Origin of the sequence: Streptomyces sp. NPDC056479 (genome assembly GCF_042795335.1) — a bacterium.
Lineage (GTDB): Bacteria > Actinomycetota > Actinomycetes > Streptomycetales > Streptomycetaceae > Streptomyces.
Map to the genome: position 1 here is coordinate 256,637 of NZ_JBHTRZ010000001.1, position 17,127 is coordinate 273,763.

The 17,127-nt window shown below is 70.1% G+C and carries 16 protein-coding genes; all 16 read left to right on the top strand.

Going from position 1 to position 17,127, the window contains the following annotated elements:
- The first annotated feature begins 123 nt into the window (after positions 1 to 123).
- Positions 124 to 1,932, top strand: a complete 1,809-nt coding sequence (locus ACFQ6S_RS01085) for a DUF5941 domain-containing protein (protein ID WP_383401570.1) — start codon at positions 124 to 126, stop codon at positions 1,930 to 1,932.
- Positions 1,929 to 2,681, top strand: a complete 753-nt coding sequence (locus ACFQ6S_RS01090) for a sugar phosphate nucleotidyltransferase (RefSeq protein ID WP_383401573.1) — start codon at positions 1,929 to 1,931, stop codon at positions 2,679 to 2,681. Before ACFQ6S_RS01085 ends, ACFQ6S_RS01090 begins: the two co-directional genes overlap by 4 nt.
- Positions 2,669 to 3,730, top strand: coding sequence for an iron-containing alcohol dehydrogenase family protein (locus ACFQ6S_RS01095; RefSeq protein WP_383401576.1), 1,062 nt, complete (start codon positions 2,669 to 2,671; stop codon positions 3,728 to 3,730). The genes ACFQ6S_RS01090 and ACFQ6S_RS01095 overlap by 13 nt, the downstream gene beginning before the upstream one ends.
- The gene (locus tag ACFQ6S_RS01100) at positions 3,708 to 4,487 is read left to right on the top strand and encodes a CDP-alcohol phosphatidyltransferase family protein (RefSeq protein WP_383401579.1); all 780 of its coding nucleotides are present in this window, start codon (positions 3,708 to 3,710) and stop codon (positions 4,485 to 4,487) included. Before ACFQ6S_RS01095 ends, ACFQ6S_RS01100 begins: the two co-directional genes overlap by 23 nt.
- A gap of 5 nt (positions 4,488 to 4,492) precedes the next feature.
- Positions 4,493 to 5,365 carry a glycosyltransferase family 2 protein gene (locus ACFQ6S_RS01105; protein WP_383404252.1) on the top strand — a complete coding sequence of 291 codons (873 nt, stop codon included), beginning with the start codon at positions 4,493 to 4,495 and terminating at the stop codon, positions 5,363 to 5,365.
- 95 nt (positions 5,366 to 5,460) lie between these two features.
- Complete coding sequence (locus ACFQ6S_RS01110; RefSeq protein WP_383401582.1) at positions 5,461 to 6,390, top strand: ABC transporter permease; 930 nt, start codon at positions 5,461 to 5,463, stop codon at positions 6,388 to 6,390.
- Positions 6,383 to 7,171 carry an ABC transporter ATP-binding protein gene (locus tag ACFQ6S_RS01115; RefSeq protein WP_383401584.1) on the top strand — a complete coding sequence of 263 codons (789 nt, stop codon included), beginning with the start codon at positions 6,383 to 6,385 and terminating at the stop codon, positions 7,169 to 7,171. Before ACFQ6S_RS01110 ends, ACFQ6S_RS01115 begins: the two co-directional genes overlap by 8 nt.
- A 391-nt stretch (positions 7,172 to 7,562) precedes the next feature.
- Positions 7,563 to 8,462, top strand: coding sequence for a squalene synthase HpnC (gene hpnC, locus ACFQ6S_RS01120; RefSeq protein WP_383401587.1), 900 nt, complete (start codon positions 7,563 to 7,565; stop codon positions 8,460 to 8,462).
- Positions 8,459 to 9,406, top strand: a complete 948-nt coding sequence (hpnD, locus tag ACFQ6S_RS01125; protein ID WP_383401590.1) for a presqualene diphosphate synthase HpnD — start codon at positions 8,459 to 8,461, stop codon at positions 9,404 to 9,406. The genes hpnC and hpnD overlap by 4 nt, the downstream gene beginning before the upstream one ends.
- Positions 9,406 to 9,549: a DUF6380 family protein gene (locus ACFQ6S_RS01130; protein WP_383401593.1), complete on the top strand. Its 144-nt coding sequence runs from the start codon at positions 9,406 to 9,408 to the stop codon at positions 9,547 to 9,549. Before hpnD ends, ACFQ6S_RS01130 begins: the two co-directional genes overlap by 1 nt.
- The gene (hpnE, locus tag ACFQ6S_RS01135; RefSeq protein ID WP_383401596.1) at positions 9,546 to 10,973 is read left to right on the top strand and encodes a hydroxysqualene dehydroxylase HpnE; all 1,428 of its coding nucleotides are present in this window, start codon (positions 9,546 to 9,548) and stop codon (positions 10,971 to 10,973) included. The genes ACFQ6S_RS01130 and hpnE overlap by 4 nt, the downstream gene beginning before the upstream one ends.
- Entirely contained in the window at positions 10,973 to 12,109 is a 1,137-nt protein-coding gene (locus tag ACFQ6S_RS01140) for a polyprenyl synthetase family protein (RefSeq protein ID WP_383401599.1), read from the top strand. Before hpnE ends, ACFQ6S_RS01140 begins: the two co-directional genes overlap by 1 nt.
- Before the next feature lie 143 nt (positions 12,110 to 12,252).
- Positions 12,253 to 14,268, top strand: coding sequence for a squalene--hopene cyclase (gene shc, locus ACFQ6S_RS01145; protein ID WP_383401602.1), 2,016 nt, complete (start codon positions 12,253 to 12,255; stop codon positions 14,266 to 14,268).
- Positions 14,268 to 14,909 carry a 1-hydroxy-2-methyl-2-butenyl 4-diphosphate reductase gene (locus ACFQ6S_RS01150; RefSeq protein WP_383401605.1) on the top strand — a complete coding sequence of 214 codons (642 nt, stop codon included), beginning with the start codon at positions 14,268 to 14,270 and terminating at the stop codon, positions 14,907 to 14,909. Before shc ends, ACFQ6S_RS01150 begins: the two co-directional genes overlap by 1 nt.
- Before the next feature lie 5 nt (positions 14,910 to 14,914).
- On the top strand, positions 14,915 to 15,937 hold the full coding sequence (gene hpnH / locus ACFQ6S_RS01155) for an adenosyl-hopene transferase HpnH (protein WP_383401608.1): 1,023 nt from the start codon (positions 14,915 to 14,917) through the stop codon (positions 15,935 to 15,937).
- A 4-nt stretch (positions 15,938 to 15,941) separates the two neighbouring features.
- Positions 15,942 to 17,117 (top strand): flavodoxin-dependent (E)-4-hydroxy-3-methylbut-2-enyl-diphosphate synthase, encoded by a 1,176-nt coding sequence (gene ispG / locus ACFQ6S_RS01160; protein WP_383401612.1) that lies wholly within the window; start codon positions 15,942 to 15,944, stop codon positions 17,115 to 17,117.
- Positions 17,118 to 17,127: the final 10 nt, after the last annotated feature.

The following is a 17,127-nucleotide window of genomic DNA, read 5'->3' on the forward strand; positions in this document are numbered from 1 at the left end:
GAACGTTGGCTTCCAATCATCGGATAGCCTCTGCCGACACGCCGCCCGGCCACCACCGCCAACGGGCGCTGCCACCACGTACACGACCGGCACGGAACGCCGGCACCCAGGGAGTGACTTCGGTTGTCGACCGCCATCCTCACCGGTCAGCCGGTCCCCGGATCGTCGATCGAGGGCGATCTGCGGTCCCTCGGCTACGACGTGCGGGTCGCCGCCGACCCGGCCGACGCCGAGACCCTCCTCGCCCAGGTGCCCGGTGATCAGCGGGTCGCCGTGGTCGACGCCCGCTTCGTCGGCCACCCGCACGCGCTGCGCCTCGGCCTGACCGACCCCCGCTTCCCAATCGCCGCGATCCCGGGCGCCGTGACCGCCCAGCCGGCCGGCCGCCAGGCCCTGACCCGCGCGATGGCCCGCGAGACCTCCGCCGGCGGCGGTTCCGCGGTGGCCGTGGACAGCCTCGCCGACCGCATCGTCACCGCCCTCGACGACGACGGCACCGACGTCCAGCGCCCCGAGCTCGGCAGCCTGGTCGCCGCCGTACCGGCCGACCCGCAGGCGCGCAACGAGGCGCGGCAGGCGGTCGCGGCCGTCGACGACGAGGCGATACGCCTGAAGTCGGCCGTGAAGTCCCGCGACGGCTTCTTCACGACCTTCTTCATCAGCCCGTACTCCCGCTACATCGCCCGCTGGTGCGCCCGCCGGGGCCTGACCCCCAACCAGGTCACCACCGCCTCCCTGATCACCGCGCTCATCGCGGCGGGCTGCGCGGCCACCGGCACCCGGCCCGGGTTCATCGCGGCCGGCCTGCTGCTGATCTTCTCGTTCGTCCTGGACTGCACCGACGGTCAGCTCGCCCGCTACTCGCTCCAGTACTCCACGCTCGGCGCCTGGCTCGACGCCACCTTCGACCGGGCCAAGGAGTACGCCTACTACGCCGGCCTCGCCCTCGGCGCGGCCCGCGGCGGCGACGACGTGTGGGCCCTCGCCCTCGGCGCGATGGTCCTGCAGACCTGCCGGCATGTGGTCGACTTCTCCTTCAACGAGGCGAACCACGACGCCACCGCCAACACCAGCCCCACGGCCGCCCTCTCCGACAAGCTCGACAGCGTCGGCTGGACGGTGTGGGTGCGCCGGATGATCGTCCTGCCGATCGGCGAACGCTGGGCGATGATCGCGATCCTGACGGCGGCCACCACTCCTCGCATCACCTTCTACGCGCTGCTCATCGGCTGCGCCTTCGCCGCCACCTACACCACCGCCGGCCGTGTGCTGCGCTCGCTGACCCGCAAGGCCCGCCGCACCGACCGCGCCGCCGAGGCGCTGGCCGACCTGGCGGACTCCGGGCCGCTCGCGCAGGGCTTCGCGGAGGCGTTCAAGAACGTCGCCCGGCGGCTGCCCGGCTTCGCCGTCCCCGCCGTGGCCCTGCTCGGCGGCGTCGCGGTCGTCGCCACGGCCGCGCTCACCGACTTCGGCGGACCGTGGCCGGCCGTCGCCGCGCTCGGATACGCCGTGACCTCGTCTCTCGCCGTCGCCCGGCCCCTCAAGGGCGCCCTCGACTGGCTGATCCCGCCGCTCTTCCGGGCGGCCGAATACGGCACCGTCCTCGCGCTCGCAGTTAAAGCCGAGGTAAACGGAGCCCTTCCTGCGGCTTTCGGCCTGGTGGCGGCTGTCGCCTACCATCACTACGACACGGTGTACCGCATCCGCGGCAACGCCGGGGCGCCGCCGGCCTGGCTGGTGCGTGTCATCGGGGGGCATGAGGGGCGGACGCTGCTCGTCACCGTCCTGGCCGCCGCGGTCGCCGTCTCGCAGTTCACGGTCGCGCTCACGGTCCTCGCCGTGGCCGTCGCCCTCGTGGTGCTCGTCGAGAGCATCCGCTTCTGGGTGTCCTCCGGGGCGCCCGCCGTACACGATGAAGGAGAACCCGCATGATCGGCCTCGTGCTGGCGGCCGGCGCCGGACGCCGTCTGCGCCCCTACACCGACAGCCTTCCCAAGGCTCTGGTGCCGGTGGGGCCCGCGGGTATAGAGGGCGAGCCCACGGTTCTGGACCTGACCCTCGGCAACTTCGCCGAGATCGGTCTGACCGAGGTCGCGATCATCGTCGGCTACCGCAAGGAGGCCGTGTACGCGCGCAAGGAGGCCCTTGAGCGGAAGTACGGCCTCAAGCTCACGCTCATCGACAACGACAAGGCCGAGGAGTGGAACAACGCCTACTCCCTGTGGTGCGGCCGTGACGCCCTCAAGGACGGTGTGATCCTCGCCAACGGCGACACCGTGCACCCGGTCTCCGTCGAGAAGACGCTGCTCGCCGCCCGCGGTGAGGGCCGTCGCATCATCCTCGCCCTGGACACGGTCAAGGACCTGGCCGACGAGGAGATGAAGGTCGTCGTCGACCCCGCGAAGGGCATGACGAAGATCACCAAGCTGATGGACCCCGCCGAGGCCACCGGCGAGTACATCGGCGTCACCCTCATCGAGGGCGACGCGGCGCCCGAGCTGGCCGACGCCCTCAAGACGGTGTGGGAGACCGACCCGCAGCAGTTCTACGAGCACGGCTACCAGGAGCTCGTGAACCGCGGCTTCCGTATCGACGTGGCGCCGATCGGCGACGTCAAGTGGGTGGAGATCGACAACCACGACGATCTCGCCCGAGGACGGGAGATCGCATGCCAGTACTGACCCGGCTGATTCCCTCGCCGGTCGTCGTCGACATCCGCCCCGGTGCCCTCGACGACCTGGCCGGTGTCCTCGCCGACGAACGCATCTCGCACTCCGGCAAGCTCGCCGTCGCCGTCAGCAACGGTTCCGGCGCCAAGCTCAAGGAGCGGCTCGCTCCCGCGTTGCCCGGCGCCACCTGGTACGAGGTCGGCGGCGGCACCCTCGACGACGCGGTCCGGCTGGCCGGTGACATAAGGGCCGGCCACTACGACGCCGTCGTCGGGCTCGGCGGCGGCAAGATCATCGACTGTGCCAAGTTCGCCGCGGCCCGCGTCGGCCTGCCCCTGGTCGCCGTACCGACGAACCTCGCGCACGACGGCCTGTGCTCGCCGGTCGCCACCCTCGACAACGACGCGGGGCGCGGCTCCTACGGTGTGCCGAACCCGATCGCGGTCGTCATCGACCTCGACGTCATCCACCAGGCCCCGGCCCGTTTCGTCCGTGCCGGCATCGGCGACGCCATCTCCAACATCTCCGCGATCGCGGACTGGGAGCTGGCGAACCGCGTCAAGGGCGAGAAGATCGACGGCCTCGCCGCCGCGATCGCCCGGCAGGCGGGCGAGGCGGTCCTGCGGCACCCGGGCGGTATAGGGGACACCGGCTTCCTGCAGGTGCTGGCCGAGGCGCTGGTGCTCAGCGGTATCGCCATGTCGGTGTCGGGCGACTCCCGCCCCTGCTCCGGCGCGTGCCACGAGATCAACCACGCTTTCGACCTGCTGTACCCGAGGCGTGCCGCCGCCCATGGCGAGCAGTGCGGACTGGGTGCGGCATTCGCGATGTACCTGCGCGGAGCCCACGAGGAGTCGGCCTACATGGCCGAGGTGCTGCGTCGGCACGGGCTGCCGGTACTGCCGGAGGAGATCGGCTTCTCGGACGACGAGTTCGTCCGTGCCGTCGAGTTCGCTCCGCAGACCAGGCCCGGCCGCTACACGATCCTCGAACACCTCGACCTGACAACCGACCAGATCAAGGACATCTACGCCGACTATGTCAAGGCCATCGGTAGCTGAACTCCGCCCCGTCGTTCACCCTGCGGGGGTGAAGGACCGGCGCAGCGGTGAGCACTGGATGGGACGCCTCTACATGCGAGAGGTGTCCCTGCGGGTCGACCGCTACCTGGTGAACACCAGGGTCACGCCCAACCAGCTCACGTACCTGATGACCGTCTGTGGTGTCCTCGCGGCCCCGGCACTTCTGGTGCCGGGGATCTGGGGGGCGGTGCTCGGCGTGGTCATGGTCCAGCTGTATCTGCTGCTGGACTGCGTCGACGGCGAGATCGCGCGCTGGAAGAAGCAGTACTCGCTGAACGGCGTCTACCTCGACCGCGTCGGCGCCTACCTCACCGACGCCGCCGTGCTCGTCGGCTTCGGCCTGCGCGCCGCGGACCTGTGGGGCAGCGGCCGTATCGACTGGCTGTGGGCCTTCCTCGGCACCCTGGCCGCGCTCGGCGCGATCCTGATCAAGGCCGAGACCGACCTCGTCGGCGTCGCCCGTCACCAGGCCGGCAAGCCGCCGGTCCAGGAGGCCGCCGCCGAGATGCGCTCCTCCGGCATGAAGCTGGCCCGCAAGGCCGCCGCCGCCCTGAAGTTCCACCGGCTCGTCCTCGGCATCGAGGCGTCCCTGCTGATCCTGGTCCTGGCGATCGCCGACCAGGCCCGCGGCGACCTGTTCTTCACCCGGCTCGGGGTCGCGGTGCTCGCCGGCATCGCGCTGCTGCAGACCCTGCTGCACCTCGTGTCCATCCTCGCCTCGAGCAGGCTGAAGTGAACGGCATGAAGGTCGGCGCGGTCGTCATCACCATGGGCAACCGCCCCGACGAGCTCCGCTCCCTCCTCGACTCGGTCGCCAAGCAGAACGGCGACGCGGTCCAGGTCGTCGTCGTCGGCAACGGCTCCCCGGTCCCCGAGGTCCCCGAAGGCGTGCGCACCGTCGAGCTGCCCGAGAACCTCGGCATCCCCGGCGGCCGCAACGTCGGCATCGAGGCCTTCGGCCCCAGCGGCCGGGACGTCGACATACTGCTCTTCCTCGACGACGACGGCCTTCTCGCCCTCCACGACACCGCCGAACTGTGCCGCAGCGCCTTCGCGACCGACCCCAGGCTCGGCATCGTCAGCTTCCGTATCGCCGACCCGGACACCGGCGTCACCCAGCGCCGCCATGTGCCCCGGCTGCGGGCCTCCGACCCGATGCGCTCGTCCCGGGTCACCACCTTCCTCGGCGGCGCCAACGCCGTACGCACCAAGGTCTTCGCCGAAGTCGGCGGGCTGCCGGACGAATTCTTCTACGCACATGAGGAAACCGATCTGGCATGGCGGGCCCTCGACGCGGGCTGGATGATCGACTACCGGTCCGACATGGTGCTGTTCCACCCGACGACCGCGCCCTCGCGGCACGCGGTCTACCACCGCATGGTCGCCCGCAACCGTGTCTGGCTCGCCCGCCGCAACCTTCCCGCCCCCCTCGTCCCGGTCTATCTGGGCGTGTGGATGCTGCTCACCCTCGCCCGGCGCCCCTCCCGCCCCGCCCTGAGGGCATGGTTCGGCGGATTCAGGGAAGGCTGGACCACTCCGTGCGGTCCCCGCAGGCCCATGAAGTGGCGTACGGTGTGGCGGCTGACTCGACTGGGCCGACCTCCTGTCATCTGACAGGCTCGACCCTGCGAGCGACCAGGCCGTACCCGGCCTCAGGCTCATGCCATGCCCGCACAGGCTGCGCATCTCGAAGACGAAAGTTTCAACCGGTGAGTGAGACAACGCACGACGGCTCCGTCGCGGTGAGCGCGCCGCCGTCGCCCGACGAGGGACTCACGGCGGCCCAGCTGGCCGCCAAGTACGGGCTGTCCGTGAGCGGCGCCCGGCCCTCGCTGTTCGAGTACGTCCGCCAGCTCTGGGACCGGCGGCACTTCATCCTCGCGTTCTCGCGGGCGAAGCTGACCGCCCAGTACAGCCAGGCGAAGCTCGGCCAGATCTGGCAGGTGGCCACCCCGCTGCTGAACGCGGCCGTGTACTTCTTCATCTTCGGCGTGATCCTTGAGGCCGACCGGGGCATGCCGCGCGAGGTGTACATCCCGTTCCTGGTCACGGGCGTCTTCGTGTTCACCTTCACCCAGAGCTCGGTGATGGCGGGCGTACGCGCGATCTCCGGCAACCTGGGCCTGGTGCGCGCCCTGCACTTCCCGCGCGCCTCGCTGCCCATCTCCTTCGCGCTGCAGCAGCTCCAGCAACTGCTGTACTCGATGATCGTGCTGTTCGTCGTGGCGGTCGGCTTCGGCAGCTATCCGAAGCCGAGCTGGCTGCTGATCCTCCCGGTGCTCGCCCTGCAGTTCCTGTTCAACACCGGCCTCGCCCTGATCATGGCCCGCGCCGGCTCCAAGACCCCGGACCTGGCGCAGCTCATGCCGTTCGTGATGCGTACGTGGATGTACGCGTCCGGTGTGATGTTCTCCATCCCGGTCATGCTGGCCAACAAGCCGCAGTGGATCGCCACCGTCCTGCAGTGGAACCCGGCCGCGGTCTACATGGACCTGATGCGCTTCGCCCTGATCGACGGCTACGGCTCCTCGAACCTGCCCGACCACGTCTGGGCGGCCGCGGCCGGCTGGGCCGTGCTGTTCGCGGTCGGCGGCTTCGTGTACTTCTGGAAGGCGGAGGAGAGGTACGGCCGTGGCTGAGCAGAACACCGACGCACAGATCCCCACCGTCATCGCGGACGAGCTGCACATCGTCTACCGCGTCAACGGCGCCAAGTCCGGCAAGGGCAGCGCCACCGCGGCCCTCAGCCGCATCCTGAAGCGGGGCTCCGACGACACGGCGCGCGGCGTACGCAAGGTGCACGCCGTCCGTGGTGTCTCCTTCGTCGCCTACCGCGGCGAGGCCATCGGCCTGATCGGCTCCAACGGCTCCGGCAAGTCCACCCTGCTGCGCGCCATCGCCGGCCTTCTCCCGCCGGAGCAGGGCAAGGTCTACACCGACGGCCAGCCCTCGCTGCTCGGTGTGAACGCGGCCCTGATGAACGACCTCACCGGCGAACGCAACGTCATATTGGGCGGGCTCGCCATGGGTATGTCCCGCGAGCAGATCAAGGAGCGCTACGAAGGGATCGTCGACTTCTCGGGCATCAACGAGAAGGGCGACTTCATCACGCTCCCCATGCGCACCTACTCGTCCGGCATGGCGGCCCGGCTGCGCTTCTCCATCGCGGCGGCCAAGGACCACGACGTCCTCATGATCGACGAGGCGCTGGCCACCGGCGACCGCAAGTTCCAGAAGCGTTCCGAGGACCGCATCCGCGAGCTGCGCAAGGAAGCCGGCACCGTGTTCCTCGTCAGCCACAACAACAAGTCGATCCGGGACACCTGCAACCGCGTGCTGTGGCTGGAACGCGGCGAGCTGCGTATGGACGGACCGACGGACGAGGTCCTCAAGGAATACGAGAAGTTCACGGGCAAGTAGTCCACCCGGGCATGGGCCAAGCGGCCCAGCACCTTTCCCGGAGCCCCGCCGGAACTGCCCCGGCGGGGCCCGCGTCTGCAAAGGAAACGTCAACTCCGGCTGGCACTAGGAATCTTGACGCCAATCGGTGTGTTGTTGTGATGTGCAGGACACCCCCACGGGCCACGCCTCGTTGTACAACGTAAGCTGTACCGGTACCGAAACACGGCAAGTGGGGCGATAAGGCGCGACACCCCCTCTCTCCGGGCTGCGGCGCCGACAGCCGGGCGGCGTGTCCGAAATAGTGTGCATTGGGTCGGCGGTGTAGAACGGGAGATGTGACGGCAATGGCTACGGAAACTCCCCAGCTCAACGCATCCGCCTGCGCCGTCCCCGCCCCGGGCAGTCCACGGTGACGGCAACCGGCTCGCGCGCGGACGATCCGGAGCGCGGCACCCTCGACAAGGCCGCCGCGGAGAACTTCCCCGTCGCCCCGTTCTTCCTGCCCAGGGCCTGGCGAGCCGACCTCATGGCCGTGTACGGCTTCGCCCGCCTCGTCGACGACATCGGCGACGGCGATCTCGCCCCCGGCGGCGCCGACGCCCGCCTTCTCGGTGTGCCGGCCGAGGACGCCGAGGACCGTCTGGTCCTGCTCGACGCCTTCGAGGCCGATCTACGCCGGGTCTTCGACGGCACCCCGCGCCACCCCCTGCTGCGCCGCCTCCAGCCGACGGTCCGCCGCCGCTCGCTGACCCCCGAGCCCTTCCTCGGCCTGATCGCCGCCAACCGCCAGGACCAGCTCGTGGGACGCTACGAGACCTACGACGATCTCCTTGCCTACTGCGAACTGTCGGCCAACCCCGTCGGCCGGCTCGTCCTCGCCGTCACCGGCACCGAGACGCCCGAGCGGATCCGCCGCTCCGACGCGGTGTGCACCGCGCTCCAGATCGTCGAGCACCTCCAGGACATCGCCGAGGACCTCGGCCGTGACCGGATCTACCTGCCCGCGGCGGACATGAAACGCTTTCACGTGCAGGAAACCGATCTGGCGGTGAAAACAGCGGGCGCATCGGTGCGCGCACTGGTTGCATACGAAGCCGAACGTGCCCAGAACCTCCTGAATGAAGGCACCCCCCTGGTGGGTAGCGTCCACGGCAGGCTCAAGCTGCTGCTGGCGGGTTTCGTGGCGGGGGGAAGGGCGGCGATCCGTGCGATCGCGGCCGCCGAATACGACGTACTTCCCGGCCCGCCCAAGGCCAGCAGGCTCCAGCTGCTGCGCGAGGTGGGCGTGACTCTGCGAGGAGAGGGGTGATCCGGACCGTGGAGTCTGCACCACACGCGTCCGCACCGGTACTCGCCGCCTACAGCTACTGCGAGGCCGTCACCGGACAGCAGGCCCGTAACTTCGCCTACGGCATCAGGCTGCTGCCCACGCCCAAGCGCCGCGCCATGTCGGCGCTGTACGCGTTCTCGCGCCGCGTCGACGACATCGGCGACGGCGCACTGACCGACGAGGTCAAGGTCGCCAGACTCGAGGACACCCGGCAGCTGCTGACCCGGATCCGAGACCGGGCCGTCGACGAGGACGACGTCGATCCCGTGGCCGTGGCCCTCGCCCACGCCGCCGACGTCTTCCCGATCCCGCTCGGCGGACTGGACGAGCTGATCGACGGCGTCCTGATGGACGTGCGCGGCGAGACCTACGAGACCTGGGACGACCTGAAGGTCTACTGCCGCTGTGTGGCCGGCGGTATCGGGCGGCTCTCGCTCGGAGTGTTCGGTACGGAACCGGGGGCGCGCGGCGCCGAGCGTGCTTCCGAGTACGCCGACACCCTCGGACTCGCGCTGCAACTCACCAACATCCTGCGTGACGTCCGCGAGGACGCCGAGGGCGGGCGCACCTATCTGCCCTCCGACGACCTCGCCAAATTCGGCTGCTCGGCCGGCTTCAGCGGGCCCACCCCACCGGACGGCTCCGACTTCGCGGGCCTCGTGCACTTCGAAGTGCGACGGGCCCGCGCCCTTTTCGCCGAGGGCTACCGGCTGCTCCCCATGCTCGACCGGCGCAGCGGCGCCTGCGTCGCCGCCATGGCCGGCATCTACCGCCGCCTCCTGGACCGCATCGAGCGCGACCCGGAGGCCGTGCTGCGCGGCAGGGTCTCGCTGCCCGGCCGCGAGAAGGCCTATGTCGCCGTGCGCGGCCTGTCCGGTCTGGACGCCCGGCATGTGACCCGAACCGTCAGGAGGCGCGCCTGATGGACATTTCGGCCCAAGGTGATGCCATCGGGGAAAAGCGGCGGGCAACCCTCCGCCGCCGATCGGCGTCCCTGACTGAGACGACCGGCCGTGCACCGTTCAAGCACCGGCGCAGCGGTCGTGCGGGGGAGGGTGCACGATGACCGACGGCACGCGGCCAGAGGGGTCGCTCGCGGACATCCCGAAACGCCCCGGGGGGAACGCCGTCGTGATCGGCGGCGGGCTCGCCGGAATCACCGCCGCGCTCGCGCTCGCCGACGCAGGAGTGGGCGTCACCCTGATCGAGGGCAGGCCGAGGCTGGGTGGCCTGGCCTTCTCCTTCCAGCGCGGCGACCTGACCGTCGACAACGGACAGCATGTGTACCTGCGCTGCTGCACCGCCTACCGCTGGTTCCTCGACCGGATCGAGGGCACGGCGCTGGCACCGCTGCAGGATCGTCTCGACGTGCCCGTACTCGACGTCGCCCGTCCCGAGGGCCGTCGGCTCGGCAGGCTGCGGCGCGACGCGCTGCCCGTACCCCTGCACCTGGGCCGGAGCCTTGCGACGTACCCGCACCTGTCACTCGCCGAGCGCGCCAAGGTCGGGCGTGCCGCGCTCGCGCTCAAAGGGCTCGACCTCGCCGATCCGACCCTGGACGCCCAGGACTTCGGCAGCTGGCTGACCGCGCACGGTCAGTCGGCGCGTGCCGTCGAGGCCCTGTGGGACCTGGTCGGGGTCGCCACTCTCAACGCGGTCGCGGGCGACGCCTCGCTGGGGCTCGCCGCGATGGTGTTCAAGACCGGTCTGCTGTCCGACCCGGGCGCGGCCGACATCGGATGGGCGCACGTCCCACTGGGCGAACTGCATGACCGGCTGGCCCGCAAGGCGCTCGACACCGCGGGCGTCCGTACCGAGGTCCGTACACGCGTCACCTCCATCTCTACTGACGAGAACGGACGTTGGAGCGTTCAGGTTCCCGGCGAGACGCTCCAGACGGACGCGGTCGTGCTCGCGGTGGCCCAGCGCGAGGCGTACGACCTGCTGCCCCAGGGTGCCCTCGACGATCCGCAACGGCTGCTGGAGATCGGTACCGCTCCGATCCTCAACGTGCATGTCGTGTACGACCGGAAGGTGCTCAGCAGGCCGTTCTTCGCGGCCCTCGGTACCCCCGTGCAGTGGGTGTTCGACCGGACCGACGCATCCGGGCTGCGGGACGGCCAGTACCTCGCGCTGTCCCAGTCGGCCGCGCAGGACGAGATCGACGCACCGGTCGCCGACCTTCGCGAGCGGTATCTGCCCGAGCTGGAGCGGCTGTTGCCCGCCACGCGCGGCGCGGAAGTGAAGGACTTCTTCGTCACCCGGGAGCGCACCGCGACGTTCGCTCCCACCCCCGGCGTCGGACGGCTGCGGCCCGGCGCCCGTACCAAGGCACCCGGCCTCTGCTTGGCCGGAGCGTGGACCGCCACAGGGTGGCCCGCGACCATGGAGAGTGCGGTCCGCAGTGGCGTGAGTGCGGCCGGCGCCGCGCTGAGCGCCCTGGGCCGGCCCCGCCCCGGCCACCTCTTCGACGTCGAGGAGGCGGCGTGATGCTGAACGAGCGCACGGCGGCAAGCCCCCGCACCCCCGGTACCGCAACAAGAGGAGAGAACGTGCCCACTGTGCCCCCGGCCTCGAAGGCCGCTCGAGAGACCGCGGTGGACGTGACCGCGCTCCTGGAGCGCGGTAGGACCCTGACCACACCGGTACTGCGGGCGGCCGTGGACCGCCTGGCCCCTCCCATGGACACCGTTTCCGCCTACCACTTCGGCTGGATCGACGCCGACGGCAACCCCACGGCCGGCGACGGCGGCAAGGCCGTACGCCCCGCCCTCGCGCTGCTCTCCGCCGAGGTCACCGGCGCCGCGCCCGAGGTCGGCATCCCCGGCGGCGTCGCCGTCGAGCTGGTCCACAACTTCTCGCTGCTGCACGACGACCTGATGGACGGCGATGAGCAGCGCCGTCACCGCGACACGGTGTGGAAGGTGCACGGCCCCGCCCAGGCCATCCTCGTCGGCGACGCCCTGTTCGCCCTCGCCAACGAGGTCCTGCTGGAGCTCGGCACCGTCGAGGCGGGCCGGGCCACCCGCCGCCTGATCACCGCCACCCGCGCCCTCATCGACGGACAGGCGCAGGACATCTCCTACGAGCACCGCGACCGCGTCGGCGTCGAGGAGTGCCTGGAGATGGAGGGCAACAAGACCGGCGCCCTGCTCGCCTCCGCCAGCTCCATCGGAGCGGTGCTCGCCGGAGCGGACGACCACACCGCCGACATCCTGGAGAAGTACGGCTACCACCTGGGCCTCGCCTTCCAGGCCGTCGACGACCTGCTCGGCATCTGGGGCGACCCGGTCTCCACCGGCAAGCAGACCTGGAGCGACCTGCGTCAGCGCAAGAAGTCCCTGCCGGTGGTGGCCGCGCTCGCGGCCGGCGGTTCCGCCTCCGAGCGACTCGGCGAGATCCTCGCCGCCGACGCCAAGAGCAGCGACTTCGAGAACTTCTCCGAGCAGGAGTTCGCGGCCCGCGCCGCCCTCATCGAGGAGGCCGGCGGCCGCGAGTGGACCGCCGAAGAGGCGCGCCGTCAGCACACCATCGCCGTCGGGGCCCTCGACGCCGTCGACATGCCCGAGCAGGTGCGGGCGCAGTTCACGGCGCTGGCCGACTTCGTCGTCGTACGAAAGAGATGATCACCACCGGGCGAAAAGAGATGATCAGTATCGGTCGAATAGCCCTCGCGTAGTCGCCGGCCGGTGCCGCTGCAACCAGCGCACCGGCCGACGGCGGACCCACAGCAGACGCACTATCTGTAGCACTGCACGAAGGGGAAGCCATGACAGCGACGACCGACGGAAGCACCGGGGCGCCATCGCCCCGGGCAGCCGCGGCCAGCGACACCGACGTAGAGACCCCCGTGGCGGCCGGGGTGCACGAGGCCGCCGTGCGCTCGGTGCGGCGCGCCACCGACTTCCTGCTGGCGCAGCAGGACGCCCAGGGCTGGTGGAAGGGCGACCTCGAGACGAACGTCACCATGGACGCCGAGGACCTTCTGCTCCGTCAGTTCCTGGGGATCCGGGACGAGAAGACCACGCAGGCCGCCGCGCTCTTCATCCGCGGCGAGCAGCGTGAGGACGGCACCTGGGGCACCTTCTACGGCGCCCCCGGCGAACTCTCCGCCACCATCGAGGCGTACGTCGCCCTCCGTCTCGCCGGCGACGCGCCCGACGCCCCGCACATGGCGAGGGCCTCCGCCTGGATCCGCGAGCAGGGCGGCATCGCCGCCGCCCGGGTCTTCACGCGGATCTGGCTGGCCCTGTTCGGCTGGTGGAAGTGGGAGGACCTGCCCGAACTCCCGCCGGAGCTCATCTACTTCCCCAAGTGGGTCCCGCTCAACATCTATGACTTCGGCTGCTGGGCCCGGCAGACCATCGTCCCGCTGACGATCGTCTCCGCGAAGCGCCCGGTACGGCCCGCGCCCTTCCCGCTGGACGAACTGCACACCGATCCGGCCGACCCCAACCCGTCCAAGCCGCTCGCTCCGGCGGCCAGTTGGGACGGTGCCTTCCAGCGGCTCGACAAGGCCCTGCATCAGCTGCGCAAGGTCGCCCCGCGCAGGCTGCGCAGAGCCGCGATGAACAGCGCCGCCCGCTGGATCATCGAGCGCCAGGAGAACGACGGCTGCTGGGGCGGCATCCAGCCGCCGGCGGTGTACTCGATCATCGCGCTGCGGCTGCTCGGCTACGACCTCGAACACCCGGTGATGCGCGAGGGATTGGCGTCGCTGGACCGCTTCGCCGTCTGGCGCGAGGACGGGGCCCGGATGATCGAGGCCTGTCAGTCGCCGGTCTGGGACACCTGTCTCGCGACCATCGCGCTGGTGGACGCGGGCGTCCCCGCCGACCACCCGCAACTCGTCAAGGCCGCCGACTGGATGCTGGGTGAGGAGATCGTCCGGCCCGGCGACTGGGCGGTCAAGCGGCCCCAACTGCCGCCGGGTGGCTGGGCGTTCGAGTTTCACAACGACAACTACCCCGACATCGACGACACCGCCGAGGTGGTCCTCGCGCTGCGCCGGGTCAGACACCACGACCCGGAGCGGGTGGAGAAGGCCATCGGACGCGGGGTGCGCTGGAACCTCGGGATGCAGTCGAGGAACGGGGCCTGGGGCGCCTTCGACGTCGACAACACCAGCCCCTTCCCCAACCGGCTGCCCTTCTGCGACTTCGGCGAGGTCATCGACCCGCCGTCGGCGGACGTCACCGCGCACGTCGTCGAGATGCTCGCGGTCGAGGGCCTCGCCCATGACCCGCGCACCCGGCGCGGCATCCAGTGGCTGCTCGCCGAGCAGGAGCCCGACGGCTCGTGGTTCGGGCGCTGGGGCGTGAACTACGTCTACGGCACCGGGTCGGTCGTGCCCGCCCTCGTGGCCGCCGGTATGCCGGGCTCGCACCCGGCGATCCGCCACGCCGTGACCTGGCTGGAGTCCGTCCAGAACGACGACGGCGGCTGGGGCGAGGACCTGCGTTCCTACCAGCACGTCAAGGAGTGGAGCGGCAAGGGCGCCTCCACCGCCTCGCAGACCGCGTGGGCGCTGATGGCGCTGCTCGCGGCGGGGGAGAAGGACTCCAAGGCCGTCGAGCGCGGCATCGAGTGGCTCGCGACCACCCAGCGGGAGGACGGCTCCTGGGACGAGCCGTACTTCACCGGCACCGGGTTCCCCTGGGACTTCTCCATCAACTACCACCTCTACCGGCAGGTCTTCCCGCTCACCGCGCTCGGTCGGTACGTACACGGGGAGCCCTTCGCGGAGAAGCCCAGCGCGTCTCTCACCGAGGCCAAGGGGAGCTGATGAGCCCACAGCCCGCCCCGGCCCCGCTGCTGATCGCCTGCGCGCTCGGCATCGAGCAGTTCGCCCTGCGCACGAGCGAGCGCGGCGGGGCGGGCGGGCCGGTCACCGTGCTCCGTACGGGCATGGGGCCGAAGGCCGCCGAGCGCTCCGTCACCCGGGTCCTGGCCGACCCCGCCCTCAGCGGGGCCGCCGTACTCGCCACCGGCTTCTGCGCCGGGCTCGCCCCCGGTATGCACCCCGGCGATCTGGTCGTCGCCGAGGAGACCCGGGATCCGGCGGGAACCGTTCCGTGCGTCGGGACCGACCTACTCGTCAAAGAACTCACGCGGACCATCCCGGGCCGCACCGTCCACACCGGACCGCTCACCGGATCCGATCATGTCGTCCGAGGTCAGGAACGGTCCGATCTGCTCACGACCGGCGCAATCGCGGTCGACATGGAGTCCGCGGTCACGCTCCTGAGCGCCGTACGCACGGGCGAGCGCCCGGTTGCGGCCGTCCGGGTGGTCGTGGACGCTCCAGAGCATGAACTCGTCCGGATCGGCACGTTGCGCGGTGGAATATCGGCTTTCCGCGTCCTTCGTTCCGTTCTACCCGCATTCTATGAATGGCACCGTTCCTTGCTGCTCCCCAGGAGGTGAGCCAGATGGCCATGCCGCTGCGTCAGTCCATCAAGGTCGCTACTTACTTGGCCGAACAGAAGCTCCGCAGGCGGGACAAGTTTCCGCTGATCGTCGAGCTGGAACCGCTCTTCGCCTGCAACCTCAAGTGCGAGGGCTGCGGCAAGATCCAGCACCCTGCCGGAGTCCTCAAGCAGCGCATGCCGGTGGCCCAGGCCGTGGGAGCGGTGCTCGAATCCGGTGCGCCGATGGTGTCCATCGCCGGCGGTGAGCCGCTGATGCATCCGCAGATCGACGAGATCGTGCGGCAGCTGGTGGCCAAGCGGAAGTACGTCTTCCTGTGCACCAACGCCCTGCTGATGCGCAAGAAGATGGACAAGTTCAAGCCCTCGCCCTACTTCGCCTTCGCCGTGCACATCGACGGCCTGCGCGAGCGCCACGACGAGTCCGTGGCCAAGGAGGGCGTGTTCGACGAGGCGGTCGAGGCGATCAAGGAGGCCCAGCGGCGCGGCTTCCGGGTCACCACCAACTCGACCTTCTTCAACACCGACACCCCGCAGACCATCATCGAGGTGCTCAACTTCCTCAACGACGACCTCAAGGTCGACGAGATGATGATCTCGCCCGCCTACGCCTACGAGAAGGCCCCCGACCAGGAGCACTTCCTCGGCGTCGAGCAGACCCGCGAGCTGTTCAAGAAGGCCTTCGCGGGCGGCAACCGCCGCAGGTGGCGGCTGAACCACTCGCCGCTGTTCCTCGACTTCCTCGAGGGCAAGGTCGACTTCCCGTGCACCGCGTGGGCGATCCCGAACTACTCGCTGTTCGGCTGGCAGCGCCCCTGCTACCTGATGAGCGACGGCTACGTCCCGACGTACCGGGAACTCATCGAAGAGACCGACTGGGACAAGTACGGCCGCGGCAAGGACCCGCGCTGCGCCAACTGCATGGCGCACTGCGGCTACGAGCCGACCGCCGTCCTCGCCACCATGGGCTCACTGAAGGAGTCACTGCGCGCCATGCGTGAGACGGTCTCCGGAAACCGGGAGTGAGACCATGACCGCCATCTCCTTGGGCGTCCCCGAGGTACCGGTCCGGCCGGTCGCCGAGCGGCGTGTGTCGCGGCAGATCCAGGTCGGTCCGGTGGCGGTCGGGGGCGGTGCCCCGGTGTCGGTGCAGTCGATGACGACGACCCGTACGTCCGACATCGGTGCCACCCTGCAGCAGATCGCCGAGCTGACGGCGTCCGGCTGCCAGATCGTGCGCGTGGCCTGTCCGACACAGGACGACGCGGACGCGCTCGCCACGATCGCCCGTAAGTCCCAGATCCCGGTGATCGCGGACATCCACTTCCAGCCCAAGTACGTGTTCGCGGCGATCGAGGCCGGCTGTGCGGCCGTACGCGTCAATCCCGGCAACATCAAACAGTTCGACGACAAGGTCAAGGAGATCGCGCGGGCCGCCAAGGACCACGGCACGCCGATCCGGATCGGCGTCAACGCCGGGTCGCTCGACAAGCGGCTGCTGCAGAAGTACGGCAAAGCGACACCGGAGGCGCTCGTCGAGAGCGCGCTGTGGGAGGCGTCGCTGTTCGAGGAGCACGACTTCCGGGACATCAAGATCTCGGTGAAGCACAACGACCCGGTCGTGATGATCGAGGCGTACAGCCAGCTCGCGGCGCAGTGCGACTACCCGCTGCACCTCGGGGTGACCGAGGCCGGACCCGCCTTCCAGGGCACGATCAAGTCAGCCGTCGCCTTCGGCGCGCTGCTGTCACGGGGCATCGGCGACACGATCCGGGTGTCCCTGAGCGCCCCGCCCGCCGAGGAGGTCAAGGTCGGCATCCAGATCCTGGAGTCCCTGAACCTTCGGCAGCGGCGCCTGGAGATCGTCTCCTGCCCGTCGTGCGGGCGGGCACAGGTCGACGTGTACAAGCTCGCCGACGAGGTCACGGCCGGCCTGGAGGGCATGGAAGTGCCGCTGCGGGTGGCCGTCATGGGCTGTGTCGTCAACGGCCCCGGCGAGGCGCGGGAGGCCGACCTCGGGGTCGCCTCCGGCAACGGCAAGGGACAGATCTTCGTCAAGGGCGAGGTCATCAAGACCGTGCCCGAGTCCAGGATCGTCGAGACCCTGATCGAAGAGGCGATGAAGATCGCCGAGCAGATGGAGCAGGACGGGGCCGCATCGGGCGCCCCCACCGTCACGGGGAAACCGGCAGTGACTGTGAGTTGAAGCAAGGCAC

Coding starts and splice junctions, on each gene's coding strand:
- ACFQ6S_RS01100 (WP_383401579.1), top strand. CDS start 3,708: ATGTCAAGGCCATCGGTAGCTGAACTCCGCCCCGTCGTTCACCCTGCG.
- ACFQ6S_RS01140 (WP_383401599.1), top strand. CDS start 10,973: ATGCTGAACGAGCGCACGGCGGCAAGCCCCCGCACCCCCGGTACCGCA.
- hpnE (WP_383401596.1), top strand. CDS start 9,546: ATGACCGACGGCACGCGGCCAGAGGGGTCGCTCGCGGACATCCCGAAA.
- ispG (WP_383401612.1), top strand. CDS start 15,942: ATGACCGCCATCTCCTTGGGCGTCCCCGAGGTACCGGTCCGGCCGGTC.
- ACFQ6S_RS01090 (WP_383401573.1), top strand. CDS start 1,929: ATGATCGGCCTCGTGCTGGCGGCCGGCGCCGGACGCCGTCTGCGCCCC.
- ACFQ6S_RS01095 (WP_383401576.1), top strand. CDS start 2,669: ATGCCAGTACTGACCCGGCTGATTCCCTCGCCGGTCGTCGTCGACATC.
- ACFQ6S_RS01150 (WP_383401605.1), top strand. CDS start 14,268: ATGAGCCCACAGCCCGCCCCGGCCCCGCTGCTGATCGCCTGCGCGCTC.
- ACFQ6S_RS01105 (WP_383404252.1), top strand. CDS start 4,493: ATGAAGGTCGGCGCGGTCGTCATCACCATGGGCAACCGCCCCGACGAG.
- hpnH (WP_383401608.1), top strand. CDS start 14,915: ATGGCCATGCCGCTGCGTCAGTCCATCAAGGTCGCTACTTACTTGGCC.
- ACFQ6S_RS01130 (WP_383401593.1), top strand. CDS start 9,406: ATGGACATTTCGGCCCAAGGTGATGCCATCGGGGAAAAGCGGCGGGCA.
- shc (WP_383401602.1), top strand. CDS start 12,253: ATGACAGCGACGACCGACGGAAGCACCGGGGCGCCATCGCCCCGGGCA.